Annotated in this window: 14 protein-coding genes; 9 read left to right on the plus strand and 5 right to left on the minus strand. The window is 74.7% G+C overall.

What is annotated here, in order from left to right; genetic code table 11:
- Positions 1-12: 12 nt before the first annotated feature.
- The 5 genes from ACWD3O_RS29485 (at position 13) to der (ending at position 5,310) form a co-directional block, all read left to right on the plus strand.
- Complete coding sequence (locus tag ACWD3O_RS29485; protein WP_451418012.1) at positions 13-1,050, plus strand: ADP-ribosylglycohydrolase family protein; 1,038 nt, start codon at positions 13-15, stop codon at positions 1,048-1,050.
- A 119-nt stretch (positions 1,051-1,169) separates the two neighbouring features.
- Positions 1,170-2,267: a prephenate dehydrogenase gene (locus ACWD3O_RS29490; RefSeq protein WP_451418013.1), complete on the plus strand. Its 1,098-nt coding sequence runs from the start codon at positions 1,170-1,172 to the stop codon at positions 2,265-2,267.
- Positions 2,268-2,384: 117 nt separating this feature from the next.
- Positions 2,385-3,089 (plus strand): (d)CMP kinase, encoded by a 705-nt coding sequence (gene cmk / locus ACWD3O_RS29495; RefSeq protein WP_451413232.1) that lies wholly within the window; start codon positions 2,385-2,387, stop codon positions 3,087-3,089.
- Positions 3,047-3,775, plus strand: coding sequence for a lysophospholipid acyltransferase family protein (locus ACWD3O_RS29500; protein ID WP_451418014.1), 729 nt, complete (start codon positions 3,047-3,049; stop codon positions 3,773-3,775). The genes cmk and ACWD3O_RS29500 overlap by 43 nt, the downstream gene beginning before the upstream one ends.
- A gap of 62 nt (positions 3,776-3,837) precedes the next feature.
- Entirely contained in the window at positions 3,838-5,310 is a 1,473-nt protein-coding gene (gene der, locus ACWD3O_RS29505; RefSeq protein WP_451418015.1) for a ribosome biogenesis GTPase Der, read from the plus strand.
- 121 nt (positions 5,311-5,431) lie between these two features.
- Here the strand turns inward: der and ACWD3O_RS29510 are convergent, their stop codons facing one another.
- Positions 5,432-5,917 (minus strand): hypothetical protein, encoded by a 486-nt coding sequence (locus tag ACWD3O_RS29510; protein ID WP_451418016.1) that lies wholly within the window; start codon positions 5,915-5,917, stop codon positions 5,432-5,434.
- Between the two features lie 166 nt (positions 5,918-6,083).
- On the minus strand, positions 6,084-6,893 hold the full coding sequence (locus ACWD3O_RS29515) for a hypothetical protein (protein ID WP_451418017.1): 810 nt from the start codon (positions 6,891-6,893) through the stop codon (positions 6,084-6,086).
- A 281-nt stretch (positions 6,894-7,174) separates the two neighbouring features.
- Here ACWD3O_RS29515 and ACWD3O_RS29520 point away from each other — a divergent pair, with 281 nt between their 5' ends.
- Together ACWD3O_RS29520 and ACWD3O_RS29525 are read left to right on the plus strand one after the other, a co-directional pair.
- Positions 7,175-7,795: a LysM peptidoglycan-binding domain-containing protein gene (locus ACWD3O_RS29520; RefSeq protein WP_451418018.1), complete on the plus strand. Its 621-nt coding sequence runs from the start codon at positions 7,175-7,177 to the stop codon at positions 7,793-7,795.
- Between the two features lie 290 nt (positions 7,796-8,085).
- On the plus strand, positions 8,086-8,301 hold the full coding sequence (locus tag ACWD3O_RS29525) for an I78 family peptidase inhibitor (protein ID WP_451413226.1): 216 nt from the start codon (positions 8,086-8,088) through the stop codon (positions 8,299-8,301).
- A gap of 61 nt (positions 8,302-8,362) precedes the next feature.
- Here ACWD3O_RS29525 and ACWD3O_RS29530 read toward each other — a convergent pair whose 3' ends face one another.
- The gene (locus ACWD3O_RS29530) at positions 8,363-9,382 is read right to left on the minus strand and encodes a phosphatase PAP2 family protein (RefSeq protein WP_451413225.1); all 1,020 of its coding nucleotides are present in this window, start codon (positions 9,380-9,382) and stop codon (positions 8,363-8,365) included.
- Positions 9,383-9,617: 235 nt separating this feature from the next.
- Positions 9,618-10,874 carry a hypothetical protein gene (locus ACWD3O_RS29535; RefSeq protein WP_451418019.1) on the minus strand — a complete coding sequence of 419 codons (1,257 nt, stop codon included), beginning with the start codon at positions 10,872-10,874 and terminating at the stop codon, positions 9,618-9,620.
- A 221-nt stretch (positions 10,875-11,095) separates the two neighbouring features.
- Between ACWD3O_RS29535 and ACWD3O_RS29540 the strand changes: the two genes are divergently transcribed.
- Positions 11,096-12,913 carry an MFS transporter gene (locus tag ACWD3O_RS29540; RefSeq protein ID WP_451413223.1) on the plus strand — a complete coding sequence of 606 codons (1,818 nt, stop codon included), beginning with the start codon at positions 11,096-11,098 and terminating at the stop codon, positions 12,911-12,913.
- A 150-nt stretch (positions 12,914-13,063) separates the two neighbouring features.
- Here the strand turns inward: ACWD3O_RS29540 and ACWD3O_RS29545 are convergent, their stop codons facing one another.
- On the minus strand, positions 13,064-13,504 hold the full coding sequence (locus ACWD3O_RS29545) for a cell division protein SepF (protein ID WP_356137974.1): 441 nt from the start codon (positions 13,502-13,504) through the stop codon (positions 13,064-13,066).
- A 329-nt stretch (positions 13,505-13,833) separates the two neighbouring features.
- Here ACWD3O_RS29545 and ACWD3O_RS29550 point away from each other — a divergent pair, with 329 nt between their 5' ends.
- Positions 13,834-15,078, plus strand: a complete 1,245-nt coding sequence (locus tag ACWD3O_RS29550; protein WP_451413222.1) for a DUF5685 family protein — start codon at positions 13,834-13,836, stop codon at positions 15,076-15,078.
- Positions 15,079-15,183: the final 105 nt, after the last annotated feature.

Genomic DNA, 15,183 nt, shown 5'->3' on the forward strand with positions numbered 1-15,183 from the left:
GGGGGTTCGTTCATGACCACGACCGCGACCACGTTCACGCCTACGACCAAGAGGGCCGCCACCGGATCGCTGATCGGCCTGGCGCTCGGTGACGCGCTCGGCTTCCCGACCGAGTTCAGCAGCGTGCCGCGGATCCTGGAGAACCACGGACCGTGGCGGGAGATGGAACTCCCGCAGCGGGCGCTCGTCACCGACGACACCCAGATGACCCTGGCCCTCGGGCGGGGACTGCGGACGGCCATGGAGCGCGGGCGGCTCGGGCCGCGGCGGATGGAGCGGCCGGTCCGCGAGGAGTTCGTCGAGTGGAACCGCTCGCCGGAGAACAACCGGGCGCCCGGCCGGACCTGCGTCACCGCCTGCCACCTGCTCTCGGTCGAGGATCGCGCCTGGCAGGACGCCAGCCAGGTCGGCTCCAAGGGGTGCGGGGCCAACATGCGGGTGGCGCCGCTGGGGCTGGTCCCCGGGCTCACGGACGAGGAGCGGGCCGGCGCCGCACAGCTCCAGTCCGCCCTCACCCACGGCCACCCCACCGCGCTCGCCGCCTCCGACCTCACGGCGCACGCCGTGCGGCTGCTGGCCCAGGGGGCGGACCCCACGGCGCTGGTGGGACTGCTGCGGTCCTACGCGCTGGACAACCGCGACGTCTACCACGAGCGGTGGCTCGGAGACCTGTGGACGCGGTCGCAGGACCCCGACCCCGTGCACTTCGTCCGGCGCGGCTGGGACGAGTGCCTGGCGATCCTGGAGAGGCTCCAGGAGGCCGTGCGCACCGTCTCGCCGGAGGCCGACCCGTGCCTGGCCACGGGGGAGGGGTGGATCGCGGAGGAGGCGCTCGCCACGGCGCTGCTGTGCTTCCTGCTCTTCCCCGACGAGCCGGTCACCGCGCTGCGGCGGGCCGCGTGCACGGCGGGGGACTCCGACTCCATCGCCTGCCTGGCGGGGGCGTTCGCGGGGGCGCACCTCGGGGCGGACGCGTGGCCCGCGCGGTGGGCGGAGCGGATCGAGTACCGCGACGAACTCCTCGCCCTCGGCGCCCTCTGGGACGCCTGACGGTCCGCCCGGCGGCGGGGCGTCTCGCGCAGCGGGCGGTGGGGCGGGGACGCGCGGCGGCTGGATAGGGTGGTCGCGAAGCAACGCGAAGCAACCGGCACAGCGCGAGGAGCACCACCGTGAGGACCGCCCTGGTGATCGGCGCAGGCCTGATCGGAACGTCCGCGGCACTCTCGCTGACCTCCCGCGGCGTCACCGTCCACCTGGACGACCACGACCCCGACCGCGCCCGCACCGCCGCCTCCCTGGGCGCGGGCACCGACGCCCCGCCCGAGGGACCCGTCGACCTGGTCGTCGTCGCCGTGCCGCCCGCCCACGTGGCCGGCGCCCTCGCCGACGCCATGCGCCGCGGCCTCGGACGCGCCTACGTCGACGTCGCCAGCGTCAAGGGCGGACCCCGCCGCGCACTGGAGGCGTCGCTGCGGGGCACCGACGTCGACCTCGCCGCCTACCTCGGCACCCACCCGATGTCCGGCAAGGAGAAGTCCGGCCCGCTCGCCGCCACCGGCGACCTCTTCGAGGGCCGCCCCTGGGTGCTCACCCCCACCCGCGACACCGACACCGAGGCGCTGAACCTCGCCCTGGAACTCGTGTCGTTCTGCCGCGCCGTGCCGATCGTGATGGACGCCGACGCCCACGACCGGGCCGTCGCGCTCGTCTCCCACATGCCGCACCTGGTGGCCGGCATGGTCGCCGCCCGCCTCGAGCACGCCGACGAGGCCGCCGTACGGCTGTGCGGGCCCGGCATCCGGGACGTGACCCGGATCGCCGGCTCGGACCCGCGGATGTGGATCGACATCCTCTCCGCCAACCCCGGCCCGGTCGCCGACCTGCTTGCCGAGTTCTCCGCGGACCTCGACGCCACCGTCCGCGCCCTGCGCGCCCTGCAGTCCGAGGACGAGACGGCCCGCAAGGACGGCGCCGAAGGCGTCGAGGACCTGCTCCGGCGCGGCAACGCCGGCCGCGTCCGGGTCCCCGGCAAGCACGGCAGCGCCCCGCGTGCCTACGAGGCCGTCGTGGTCCTCATCACCGACCAGCCCGGCCAGCTCGCCCGGATCTTCGCCGACGCCGAGCGGGCCGGCGTCAACATCGAGGACGTCCGGATCGAGCACGCCACCGGCCAGCAGGCGGGCCACGTACAGCTGATGGTGGAGCCCCAGGGGGCCTCCCCGCTCGCCCAGGCGCTCCGCGAGCGCGGTTGGGCCGTCCGGTCCTAGGCCCCCGGGGGGAACCCGCGGACGGCCACGGGGCCGGTCACCCGTAAGGGTGAGCCCGATAAGCCAGTAACCTTGTCCGGGGCGCGTTCGCGTCCCGCCCCAGCAGCCATCAGGAAGGTGTCCTCCACCGTGGAAAGCGCCGCCCGGACCGCACCGGCAGTGATCGTCGCCATCGACGGCCCCTCCGGCACGGGCAAGTCGAGCACGTCCAAGGCCGTCGCCGCCCAGCTCGGCCTCAGCTACCTGGACACCGGCGCCCAGTACCGGGCGATCACCTGGTGGATGGTGACCAACGACATCGACGTCGACGACCCGGCCGCGATCGCCGCCGCGGCGTCCAAGCCGGAGATCGTGTCGGGCACCGACCCGCTGAACCCGACCATCCACGTCGACGGCACCGACGTCGCCGGCCCGATCCGCACCCAGGAGGTCACCTCCAAGGTGTCGGCGGTCTCCGCCGTGCCCGAGGTGCGCACCCGGATCACCGAGCTGCAGCGCTCCATCGCCGCCTCGGCCGAGCGGGGCATCGTCGTCGAGGGCCGCGACATCGGCACCACCGTGCTGCCCGACGCCGACCTGAAGATCTTCCTGACCGCCTCCCCGGAGGCCCGCGCGGCCCGCCGCAGCGGCGAGATCAAGGGCTCCGACGTCGCCGCCACCCGCGAGGCCCTGCTCAAGCGGGACGCCGCCGACTCCGGCCGCAAGACCTCCCCGCTGGCCAAGGCCGACGACGCGGTCGAGGTGGACACCACCGAACTCACCCTCACCCAGGTCGTGGAGTGCGTGGTCACCCTGGTCGAGGAGAAGCGGGCGGCGAAGTGACCCAGGCCGCCGGCAAGGCCGGCCCGAGCGGCGGGCCGTCGGCCCGCGGCGCCGAGGTCGGCCGCCGCATCGGCGTCGGCCTGATGAACGGCCTGTGGCGCCCGCGCGTGCTGGGCGCCGGCAAGGTGCCGCCCACCGGGCCGGCCATCCTGGCGGTCAACCACAGTCACCTCCTCGACGGCCCCATGGTCATGGGCGTCTCACCGCGGCCGACGCACTTCCTGATCAAGAAGGAGGCGTTCGTCGGCCCGCTGGACCCCTTCCTGCGGGGCATCGGACAGCTGGCGGTGGACCGGCACAGCACCGACCGCGCCGCGGTCACCGACGCGCTGGGCGTCCTGGCCGACGGCGGCGTGCTGGGCATCTTCCCCGAGGGCACCCGCGGGCAGGGCGACTTCGCCTCGCTGCGGGCCGGCCTCGCCTACTTCGCGGTCCGCAGCGGCGCCCCGATCGTGCCGGTCGCCGTGCTGGGCAGCGCCGAGAAGCGCGGGCGGCTCATATCCGGGCTGCCCCCGCTGCGCCACCGCATCGACGTCGTCTTCGGCGACCCGTTCGAAGCGGGCGACGGCACGGGGCGGCGCACCCGCACCGCACTCGACCAGGCGACCGCACGCATCCAGGAACGGCTCGCCGCGCACCTGGAAAAGTCCAGGCGTCTCACCGGACGCCGGGTCACACTTGAGTAGTGGCGCCGACCCCCCCCAGGGGGCGCCACCGACCATTCGATGAGCAACGAGGTACCGACTTCATGAACGACCAGATCCAGCCCGACGGCTCGGCCGAGCACGAGCACGGAGCGCTTGGCGACGCCGAGTACGCGGCGTTCATGGAGCTCGCCGCCGAGGAGGGCTTCGACGCCGAGGAGGTCGAGGGCGCGATCGACGCGGCCGGACACGGCCCGCTCCCCGTCCTCGCCGTCGTCGGCCGCCCCAACGTCGGCAAGTCCACCCTGGTGAACCGCATCATCGGCCGCCGCGAAGCGGTCGTCGAGGACAAGCCCGGCGTCACCCGTGACCGTGTCACCTACGAGGCCGAGTGGGCCGGGCGCCGCTTCAAGGTCGTCGACACCGGCGGCTGGGAGCAGGACGTCCTCGGCATCGACGCCTCCGTCGCCGCCCAGGCCGAGTACGCCATCGAGGCCGCCGACGCGGTGGTCTTCGTGGTCGACGCCAAGGTCGGCGCCACCGACACCGACGAGGCCGTGGTCCGCCTGCTCCGCAAGGCCGGCAAGCCCGTGGTGCTCTGCGCCAACAAGGTCGACGGCCCCAGCGCCGAGGCCGACGCCGCCTACCTGTGGAGCCTGGGCCTGGGCGAGCCCCACCCGGTCTCCGCGCTGCACGGCCGCGGCACCGGCGACATGCTCGACGCCGTCCTCGAGGCCCTCCCCGAGGCACCCGAGCAGTCCTTCGGCCTCGCCGTCGGCGGCCCCCGCCGGATCGCCCTCATCGGCCGCCCCAACGTCGGCAAGTCCTCCCTGCTCAACAAGGTGGCCGGCGAGGAGCGCGTCGTCGTCAACGAACTGGCCGGCACCACCCGCGACCCGGTCGACGAGATCATCGAGCTCGGCGGCAAGACCTGGAAGTTCGTCGACACGGCGGGCATCCGCAAGCGCGTCCACCTCCAGCAGGGCGCCGACTACTACGCCTCGCTGCGCACCGCCGCCGCCGTCGAGAAGGCGGAGGTCGCGGTCGTGCTGATCGACGCCTCCGAGAACATCTCCGTGCAGGACCAGCGCATCGTCACCATGGCCGTCGAGGCCGGCCGCGCCCTGGTGCTCGCCTTCAACAAGTGGGACACCCTCGACGAGGAGCGCCGCTACTACCTCGAGCGCGAGATCGAGACCGAGCTCGCCCAGGTCGCCTGGGCCCCGCGGGTCAACGTCTCCGCCCGCACCGGCCGCCACATGGAGAAGCTGGTCCCGGCCGTCGAGACCGCGCTGGCCGGCTGGGAGACCCGGGTCCCCACCGGGCGCCTCAACGCCTTCCTCGGCGAACTGGTCGCCTCCCACCCGCACCCGGTCCGGGGCGGCAAGCAGCCGCGCATCCTCTTCGGCACCCAGGCGGGCACCAAGCCGCCGCGGTTCGTGCTCTTCGCCTCCGGCTTCATCGAGGCCGGCTACCGCCGCTTCATCGAGCGCCGGCTGCGCGAGGAGTTCGGCTTCGAGGGCACGCCCATCCACATCTCCGTCCGGGTCCGCGAGAAGCGCGGCACGAAGAAGTAACCGGCACGGCGCCGCGAACCGGCACGGCGCCGTGAACCGGCACGGCGTCCTGAACGCCGGAAGGGCGGCTCCCCTCCAGGGGGAGCCGCCCTTCTCGCGTCCGCGGGAGCCGGTCCGGCGCTCACTCGGCCGCGCGGGGGGCCGGGGGCAGGGCGGCCTGGGGAGCTCCGTGGCGACCGGTCCGCCCGCCGTGCGGGGCGGCCTGCCACACCTCCGTGGAGGGGGCGGCGGGATCCGCCGCGTTCCGGGCCGACTCCTCCTCCCGGGACGGCAGCGGCTCGGGACGCGCGCCGCCGGGCGCCAGCCTGCCGACCCGCTGCCAGGGCGAGGGGGCCGACGGTTCCGTGGTGTGCCGCGCGCCGTGCGAGCCGGACTGCCAGCCGACGGTGAAACCGCCGCTCGGCCCGTGTCCGTACCGCCACGGGCCGCCGAACGCGAGGCGCTCCTCGCCGCTGCGGTCGCCCGGGAGAGTACGGAAGGACCTCACGTACTCCGCGTACAGGGCGTCGTAGATCGGCGTCGACGACGGGCTGTGCGCGGCATGGGCCGGGCGGGCGGACGGGATGGACGGAAAGGGCTGACGGCGGGATACCTCGTAAGCGTGCACATAACCACAAACGACCCCGGAGCCCAACGGATGCGGGCTGCGCCGGGAATTCGCAGGTCACCCGGGGGAGTGAAGTGGGAGCGAGCGCGTGCGCGCCCGCGCTCCGTGCGCTCCGCGCACGCCGGGCGGGGCCACGCCCGGGCGTACGACGGCGCCGCGGAAGGCCTCAGATGCCGGCGAGAGGCAGCGCCGCGCCGACCAGGACGCCGTTGGCCGCGGCGCGGTCCAGGGCACCGCGCAGCAGGTCCTCGCGGGGCTGACGGCCGATCGAGCCGACCGGGGCGGCGAACATCAGGACCTGCTGGTTCTTGTTGGCCGCGGTGCGCCAGCCGTCGGTGGCCTGCAGCGGGCGGTGCGCCTGCCACCAGGCGACCGGGGCGCCGCCGCCGGCGCCCGGCTGGAGCACGGCGTGCAGCTGGCCCATGGCGAGCAGCACCGACCAGCCGTGCAGCACCGGCGGGGGCTGGTTCAGGTCGGCCACCGGCTGGAAGCCCTGCTCGACCAGGAGCGGCAGGAACTCGTCGCCGGGGCCGGTGTTCCCGGGGCGGGCGATGGCCGAGGTGGGCTCGACGACGATCGCGGCGTGCAGCTCGCCGTTGATCAGCACCAGGCCGCTGGTGACGCCCAGCACGGCCTGCTCGGGCGCGGACCGCTGGACCCCGGCGTCGGACCCGCCGGGGGCGGCCTGCTGGGGCTGCTGCTCGCCGCCGGCCTGGCGGACGGCGCCCTGGAGCTGCTCGTCGGTCACGCGCACCACCTGGGAGGGCAGGCAGCCGGCGTGGGCGAAGGCGAGGACCGCCGTCTCGTCCCCGACGAACAGGACGGTACTGGTGTGCTCCTGGTGCGTGTCGCCGGGGGTACGGCAGGAGGTGCAGTCGTAACTGCCGGGGGCGTTGTCTCCGGCAAGCAGCCGGTCGGCCTCTTCGTCACCGATCTCGGCGCGTACGTCGTCGCTGACATCGAGCATGCGCGGCACGGGGGGGCTCCCTCGGGAAGGACATGGGTGGACGGACAACGGGCCGGACGGCCCGATCTGGACAACGGGCCGCGCGGGGTGCGGGTAACGGCCGACGGCGAACGGGAATCCGAATCCGGGCCACCCCGCACGCCGCGCCGGGCCGCCCGGCACGGCGTGCCGGGCCGTGTGCGGCCGGGACCACGGCCGACGCGGCGGTGGGTGCGCCGGTCGGGTGAGGGGCGCGCGCGGCCGGGGCGCGGCGCGGGCGGCGGCGCCGGGAGCCCCCCTAGCCTGGGCCGGTGCCCCGTGTGTCGATCAAGAGGCGGTCGCGGACCGCCGGAACGGCCGTCTCGGCGGCCTGTCTGGCCGTCCTGGCCCTCCTCGCCTCGTGTACGTCGCCCTCCGGCCCCGAGACGGCGCCCGGCCCGCCGGCCCGTGCTCCCCGCCCCTGCCCGCCGGACCGCTGGCCCTGGGAATGCGTCGCCGAGTGCGAGAGCAGCGGCAGGTGGAACATCAACACCGGCAACGGCTTCTACGGCGGCCTCCAGTTCAAGCAGTCCACCTGGGTGGCCTTCGGCGGCCGCGCCTACGCGGCCCGGGCCGACCTGGCGACCAAGCGCGAGCAGATCCTCGTCGCCCAGAAGGTGCTCGCCTCGCAGGGCTGGGGCGCCTGGCCGGTCTGCTCCGCCCGGTACGGCCTCGAGGGCCGGTGGCACGTGGTCGCCCGCGGCGACACGCTGGCGGCCGTGGCCCGCAGGTACCAGGTCTCCGGCGGCTGGCGGACGCTGTACCGGCTCAACCGCTCGCTGCTCGGCGACGAGCCCGGCAGGCTGATCGCGGGGACGTTCCTGAGGCTTCCGGCGGGCGCGGCGCGCAAGGACGCCGGGGAGCTCTTCGGCCCCCCGCTGGAAGAGGCGTGAACCGGCCCCGGAATTTTCCGGCCGAATTCAGGCAGCGGGGGCGGAATTCGCCGGGGCAATTCCGCCGGGTGTCCGGAAATCAATGCGCGAGCCGCGGTGGGATCTCCGGCGGGATCTCGGCGGAAATCTTTCGGCGCCGATCGGGAAACTCTCCGGGATCCCTCGATCGGGTGACCCGCTGAGGCCGACGGCCGATGCCCGATCCGTGACAGAAGTGTGACAGGAGAGACCCGCGGGGGATGTCCGCGGCGGGCTTTCCCGTGGGGCTCCGAGCGCCTAGCGTGACGTACATGTCATCGATTCCCGCTCCGGGCGAGGAGCCCCAGGACGCCCCCGACGCCTATGTCGGCATGGACGCCGACGAGGCGGAACGGCTGGCCGGCGAGCGCGGCTGGACCACGGTCCGCCGGCTGCCGCCGGGCGCGATCGTCACGCTCGAGTACCGCGTCGGCCGGTTGAACTTCGAGGTCGACGGGGGGCGGGTGGTCCGCTGCTGGAAGGGATGAGGAACGGCCGAGGCCCCGCTCCGGAGGGAGCGGGGCCTCACGCGCGTCCGGGGGCGTGCCGTCAGGCCACCGGGCGGCTGGAGGAGGGCTTGGAGCGGCCCGGGGCGTCGGACTGCGGGGGGCGGCGGCTGCCGGACGGCGCGCTGCCGGGGCCCCGTTCCGCGCGGGTCCCGTGCGGGCCGGAGGGCATCAGCACCGGTCCGCGGGCCGTGTGCCCGGGGTCCCCGCCGACCGCGGCGGGGCGGCGGACCAGCGTGGTCAGACCGCCGGACGGGCCGGTCACCGGGGCGGTGGACGCCTCCTCCTTGCCGAAGCGGCGGACCAGGCGGGTCTGCACGGTGTCGCGCAGGTCCAGGAGCCACCGCTCGGCGCGGGCGCCCAGCGGCTCGAACCAGGGCAGTGCCAGCAGGATCAGCACACCGGCCACCCAGCCCAGCAGCACGTCGCTCAGCCAGTGGGTGCCCAGGTAGACGGTGGTCAGGCCGACGCCGAGGGACATCACCGCGGAGAGCGCCGACAGCCAGCGCCGGGCGCGGGGGCTGGAGGCGAGGTAGGCGAGTATGCCCCAGGTCACGACCGCGTTGGCGGTGTGACCGCTCGGGAATATGTCCCCGCCGAGCCACATCTCGTTGGAGCCGATGGTGGTCGCGTAGTGCGGGCCCAGGCGGCCCATGCCGATCTTGGCGGCGCCGACGGTGACGTTCAGGAGCAGCAGGGAGATGGCGAGGGTGATCAGCGGTCTGAGCGTGTGCTGGCGCCAGGAGCGCCAGCCCAGCCAGGCCGCCACCATCACCGCCGTGGGACCGCGCTGGCCGAGGACGACGTAGTAGTCCAGCCAGGCGTGGATCTCCGGCCACTGCTGGTACGGGCGGAAGAACATGACCTGCCAGTCGAGGCGGACCAGCCACGAGGTGGTGATCACCGCCCAGACGATGGCCGCGTAGCCGGCCAGGCAGGCGACGACGAGTGCGGCCCGGTGGCGGCTCATTCGGGGCATGCCGAGTTGGACCGGCCGCTCGGGCTCCCGGTCCAGCCGCGCGAACACCCGGTCCAGACGGGTGAGGCTTCGTTCGGTACGCACCTAATCGACGTTACAGCGAGTGAGGGCGCGACCCGAACGGATCAAGGGCTTTGTGATGACCATGTGATGTGGGCTTCCTCTCACACGACCTCTTGCCCGGGAATTCACCGGCCGGTTGTTTTCCGCTCATCGTCCGGGGAATTGGGCGTCATTTCCGGGGAAAGAGAGCGGGTTCACCCGGTGAATGCGTCCGGCGTCCACCGTGCCGCACGAGGCGGACGGGAACGCCCGTGATTCACGGCGGACCGGTGCCGGTCAGCCACAGCCCGCCGTAGACCGCCGAGCCGGCCGCCGCGAGCGCCAGGAGCCCGGACACGACCGCCGGACGGGCCCGCGCGGCGGCCGCGGCGAGCGGGAGCAGCAGCGGGAAGGCCGGCAGCAGCAGGCGGGGCTTGGAACCGAAGTAGCTGGACGCGCAGAGCGCCAGCAGCGTCACCAGGCCGCCGTACACGAGCAGCGGCAGCGGCAGCCGGGCGCGCACGCCGGAGGCGAACAGCAGGACGACCAGTGCCACCCCCACGATCAGCGCCGTGCCCGCCAGCGCTCCGGGGAGGGAGTCGAACAGCCCGGCCACGAAGCGGGCGAAGGCGACCCCGCCGTCGAAGCCGTTGCGCCAGCCGGCCTGGACGTCCAGATAGCCGAAGAGGCCCTGCCCGGTGCGGTGGCCGACCCAGAGGACGTAGCCGGCCGCCCCGAGGGGCGCCAGCAGCATCCCGAGGGCGCGCGGCCAGACGTCCACGCCCCCGGGGGGTGACGCGAGCCCGGCGTGCGCGGCGTGAAGGTCGTGCGGCCCGTCCGGTGCGCCGTCCGCGGCGGCCGCGCTCCGCTGCCGCACGAAGGAGGCAATCGCCCCGGCCCAGACCGCCGCTGCCACCGCCAGCCCGACCGGCCTGGTCAGCCCCGCGCACAGCGCCAGCGCCCCCGCGAGCGGCCAGCGCCCGGTCAGCACCGCGTACAGCGACCAGGCGGCGAGCGCGGTGAACAGCGACTCGCTGTACGCCATCGACTGGACGATCCCCACCGGCAGCGCGCCCCACAGCACCGCCGCGCACACCCCGGCCCGGCGGCCCAGCACCAGATCCGTGACGGCGAAGATCCCCCAGGCGGCGGCCACCGACGCGACCAGGGCGACCAGGAAGCCGGCCTCGCCGTAGGACAGCGGCGAGACGGCGGCCACGCCCCGTTCGAGCCAGGGCAGCAGCGGGAAGAAGGCGAGATCGGAGTGAACGTCCCCGTCCGGCAGACGCACGGTGTACCCGTAGCCCGACTCCGCGATCCGCGCGTACCAGAGCGAGTCCCAGCGGGCGGTGAGCCGCACCAGGGGGTCGGTGTCCCGTGCGGCGGCCCAGACGGCCAGTCCGATCAGACCCAGCAGGCGGACGGCGGCGTACCCGGCCAGGGCGGGCCAGGCCCGGCGGAGGGCGGTGGCGAGGCGTCCGGCACGGCCCGGCGCGGTCGGCCGACGCGCGGCGCGCGTGTCGAGATGGGTCACGGGCCCGATTATCGGCCGCGGCGGCGACGTCTTCCGAGCCTTCGCCCTGTCGTGCCCACGGCAGTGGCGTACGCCACATCGGGCCTGCCCCGGGGTGAGAGCTCCACCACGTGTCACCGGCGCGAACTCGCGTACGCTGGCGAACCACTCGTCTTCGTCGAGCGGGCCGGTCGAGCGGCCCTCGGGGCCGCCGGACGCGAGCAATTCTGGGAGGTACGCACATGTCCGGGACGACCGCGTCCGGCGCGGACGCCACGGGGCGCCGCGTCCGCCGGGAGACCGGGGCCGGCGCCAACCGCTGGGTCGTCCTCGTGGTCCTCTGCGTCAGCCTGCTGCTGGTCGCCGTGGACGCCACCGTGCTGCACGTGGCGGTGCCCGCCGTCACCGAGGACCTGAGGCCGAGCGCCACCGAACTGCTGTGGACCGTCGACGTCTATCCGCTGGTCTGCGCCTCGCTGCTGATCCTCTTCGGCACCCTCGGCGACCGGGTGGGCCGCCGCCGCGTCCTGCTGCTCGGGTACGCCCTCTTCGGCGTGGCCTCCGCCGTCGCGGCCTGCGCGGACAGCGCCCAGGTACTGATCGCGGCGCGGGCACTGCTCGGCGTGGGCGGCGCGATGATCATGCCGGCCACCCTGTCGGTGCTCCGCCAGGTCTTCCCCGACCGGCGGGAGCGCGCGCTGGCCATCGGCGTCTGGAGCGCGGTCGCCGCGGTGGGCGCGGCGATCGGACCGCTGCTCGGGGGGTTCCTGCTCGAGCGGTACTGGTGGGGCGCGGTCTTCCTCATCAACATCCCCCTGATGCTGGTCGCGCTGCCGGTCGGACGGATGCTGCTGCCCGAGTCGCGCGGCGAGCGCGAGGGCCCCTGGGACGTGGTCGGCGCCCTCACCGCGGCGGCCGGGCTCTTCGGCGCCGTCTACGGACTCAAGCAGCTGGGCGGCGGAGTCGCCCCGCAATCGCCGCTGAGCTGGGGCCCGTTCGCGGTGGGCGTGCTGCTGCTGGCGCTCTTCGTCCGGCGGCAGAAGCGGCGCGCGCACCCGCTGATCGACATGCGGCTGTTCGCGCGGCCCGCCTTCGGCACCTCCATCGGCTGCATCGTGCTGGCCATGCTGGCGCTGGTGGGCCTGCAGCTGATCGCGGCGCAGTACCTCCAGCTGGTCCTGGGGCTGTCCCCGCTCGAGACCGGTCTGCGGATGCTGCCGCTCACCGTGGCCGCCATGGCCGCGGGCCTCGCCGGGGCACGGCTCCTGCGGGCGCTGGGGCCGCGGGTCATGGTGGCCTCGGGGTTCGCGCTCACCGCCGCGGCGGTGCTGACCCTGCTGCCGATGGGCTCGCACGACAACCCCGCCCTGCTGCTCTGCGGATTCGTGCTGCTGGGGCTCGGGCTGGAGACCACGCTCTTCGGGGCCTACGAGTCGATGCTGAGCGAGGCACCGGAGCGTGAGGCCGGAGGGGCGGCGGCCATCGGCGAGACCTCCTACCAGCTCGGCGCGGGCCTCGGGATCGCGCTGCTGGGCAGCGTGATGAACGCGGCCTACGGACCGGGCGTCGCCTCGGTGCCGGGCGTCCCGGGAGACGCCACGTCGGCGGCCGGGCACTCCCTGGGCGAGGCATACGAGGTGGCCGAAGGACTCGGTGGCGCCGTGGGGGAGACCCTCCGCCTCGCCGCGCGGGACGCCTTCGTGCACGGACTGCACGTGACCCTGGTGGTCAGCGCCGGGCTGCTGCTGCTGGGCGCGGTGGCGGCGCTGCGTCTGCCGCGGGACATGCGCGAGGAGCCGCTCGGCCAGGACGACCCCCACGGCCGGAAGCCCGGCGTGACGGGGGAGGCCGCGACCGGTGCCGCGGAGACCGAGAGGGCCGGGGACGACGGGCGGGCGACGAGGTCCGCCCATGGCCGGGCCGTCGCGGAGGCGGGGGAGAGGCCGGAGGCCGATCCGGGGGCGGACTCGGAGGACGGTCCGGGGAGGAAGGCGGACTCGGTGCCGGCGCCCCGGGACAAGAAGTCGTCGTCGACGCGCAGGTCACGGGTCTCCGCCTGACGGCACGGGCCGGGCACGACCGCACGGGCCGGGCGCCGTGGGGCGACGGGGGACGGGGGCCGGAGGTGCCGCGGTTCCCGGCGGGACGCCGGGGAGGGGCGCTGCGGGCAGGGCGCCCACCGGCCGTCGGCGCCGGTGAGCGGCCCTGCCTCAGCTCTGGTTGAAGAAGGCGTCGCGGGCGCCGGGGGCGGCCTCGCCGCTGACGATCTCGGTGTTGGCCGGGGTGAGCAGGAAGACGCGGTTGGCGACGCGCTCGATGGAGCCGCGGAGGCCGAAGATCAGGCCGGCCGCGAAGTCCACCACGCGCTTGGCGTCGGCGGCGTCCATCGCCGTGAGGTTCATGACCACCGGCACGCCGTCCCGGAAGAGTTCGCCGATGGCGCGGGCGTCCCGGAAGCTGTCGGGGGTGACGGTGCCGATTCTGCGGGCCTTGTCGACGGCCGGCTCGGCGGCGATCTTCACCCGCGGGTCGGTGACCCAGGCGTCCTCGGACTCCGGGCCCTCGGCGTAGTCGTCGTCTTCGTAGTAGCGCTCGTCATCGCTGTCGTCGACGAGGCCAAGCCAGGCACTCGCCTTGCGCACCGATCCCATGGACGCCTCCTCTCGCTGCGGTCTCTCTCGCTTCCGCTTCCCTATGGTCGTCCATGAGTCGGACATCGTGCCAAGTGGACGGACACCGCGCAGGGGGTTTGTGACGGTACCGGTGCGCGGTGGATACGTACAGACTCCGTGTATCCCAAGGGACTTGTCCTACACGATTGCTGATTGGGAGTGAAATAATATTCTTCGCGGCGAACGAGTGAGTTGTGGTGCCTCCGGGTGAACCACCTACCCCATTACGATCTCCGAAGTCGCCCGTAGATACAGGTGCGGGCGGGAGCACCGTGCCCCGGGGCGCGGACGTCTGAGGGGGAGTCACGATGTTCGGAATGGTCAGGCCGTGCCGTCACCGGCTCGGCGAGCGGCTCGCCGCGGAGTGGATGGCCCACCTGTGCGGGCTTTGCCTGGCCCTGAGGGGGGACCACGGCCAGTTCGCCCGGATCGTGACCAACTACGACGGCCTGCTGATATCCGTGCTGACGGAGGCTCAGGCACCGCGCGCCGCCCAGGGCCGCCGCACCGCCGGACCCTGCCCGCTGCGCGGGATGCGCACGGCGTCCGTGGCCCGCGGGGAGGGCGCCCGGCTCGCCGCCGCGGTCTCGCTGGTGCTCGCCTCGGCCAAGGTGCGGGACCACATGGCCGACGGCGACGGGCTGCTGGCCCGCCGCCCGGTCGCCCTCGCCGCACGCCGGGTCGCCGCCGGCTGGAGCGCCGCCGGCACCCGCACCGCCTCCACGGTGGGCTTCGACGCCGCCGTGCTGCTGGACGCCGTGGACCGGCAGGCCGGGCTGGAGCGCCTCGCCGGGCCGGGCACCCCGATCCTCGCCGTCACCGAACCCACCGAGACGGCCACCGCCGCCGCGTTCGCGCACACCGCCGTGCTGGCCGGCCGCCCCGCCAACGCGGCTCCGCTGGCCGAGGCCGGTCGGCTCTTCGGCCGCCTGGCCCACCTGCTGGACGCCGTCGAGGACCAGGCCGCCGACGCCGCCTCCGGCGCCTGGAACCCCCTCACCGCCACCGGAACCCCGCGCGAGGACGCCCGCCGCCTCGCCGACGACGCGGTCCACGGCGTGCGGCTCGCGCTGAAGGACGCCGAGTTCACCGACGGCCGCCTGGTCCACCGCCTGCTGGCGCACGAGCTGGAACGTTCCGTCGACCGCGCCTTCGGGTCGGCCTCCTGCGGGCACACCACGGGCGGGCCGGCCGAGGCGTACGGGCCGCCCCAGGGGCCGTACGGTCCGACCCGCACCCCCGGGGCGCCGCAGGGTCCGTACGGGCCGCCCGGCCCGCAGGGCCCCCACGGCCCCGGCGGCCCGGCCGGCGGGGAACCGCCGCACCGCCAGGGGCGCGGCTTCCTGACGGGCTGCGCCGCGGCCCTCGGGCTCTTCTGCACCTGTCAGCTCTGCTGCGCCGACGAGTTCGAGGGCCCGTGGTCGCGGCAGCGGCGCGAGGGCTGGTGCAGCCAGTGCGACTGCGGCTGCTGCGACTGCTGCAACTGCTGCAACTGCGGCGGGGGAGAGGGCGGCGGGGACGGCGGCTGCTGCGACTGCGGCTGCGACTGCTGACCGCCCCTCGGCGGGCGTGCGGCGCCGGGATGACGCTGCGTCATCCCCGTGACGACGGGGGTACCACGGCGACCTGGGGTTTCGCGGGAGCGCCGTCCACCATGG

This window comes from Streptomyces sp. NPDC002640, assembly GCF_053592575.1.

What these genes read in the sequence shown, in the direction of transcription:
- ACWD3O_RS29485 (WP_451418012.1), top strand. Translation starts at nt 13, where the DNA reads ATGACCACGACCGCGACCACGTTCACGCCTACGACCAAGAGGGCCGCC.
- der (WP_451418015.1), top strand. Translation starts at nt 3,838, where the DNA reads ATGAACGACCAGATCCAGCCCGACGGCTCGGCCGAGCACGAGCACGGA.
- ACWD3O_RS29525 (WP_451413226.1), top strand. Translation starts at nt 8,086, where the DNA reads ATGTCATCGATTCCCGCTCCGGGCGAGGAGCCCCAGGACGCCCCCGAC.
- ACWD3O_RS29540 (WP_451413223.1), top strand. Translation starts at nt 11,096, where the DNA reads ATGTCCGGGACGACCGCGTCCGGCGCGGACGCCACGGGGCGCCGCGTC.
- ACWD3O_RS29545 (WP_356137974.1), bottom strand. Translation starts at nt 13,504, where the DNA reads ATGGGATCGGTGCGCAAGGCGAGTGCCTGGCTTGGCCTCGTCGACGAC.
- ACWD3O_RS29550 (WP_451413222.1), top strand. Translation starts at nt 13,834, where the DNA reads ATGTTCGGAATGGTCAGGCCGTGCCGTCACCGGCTCGGCGAGCGGCTC.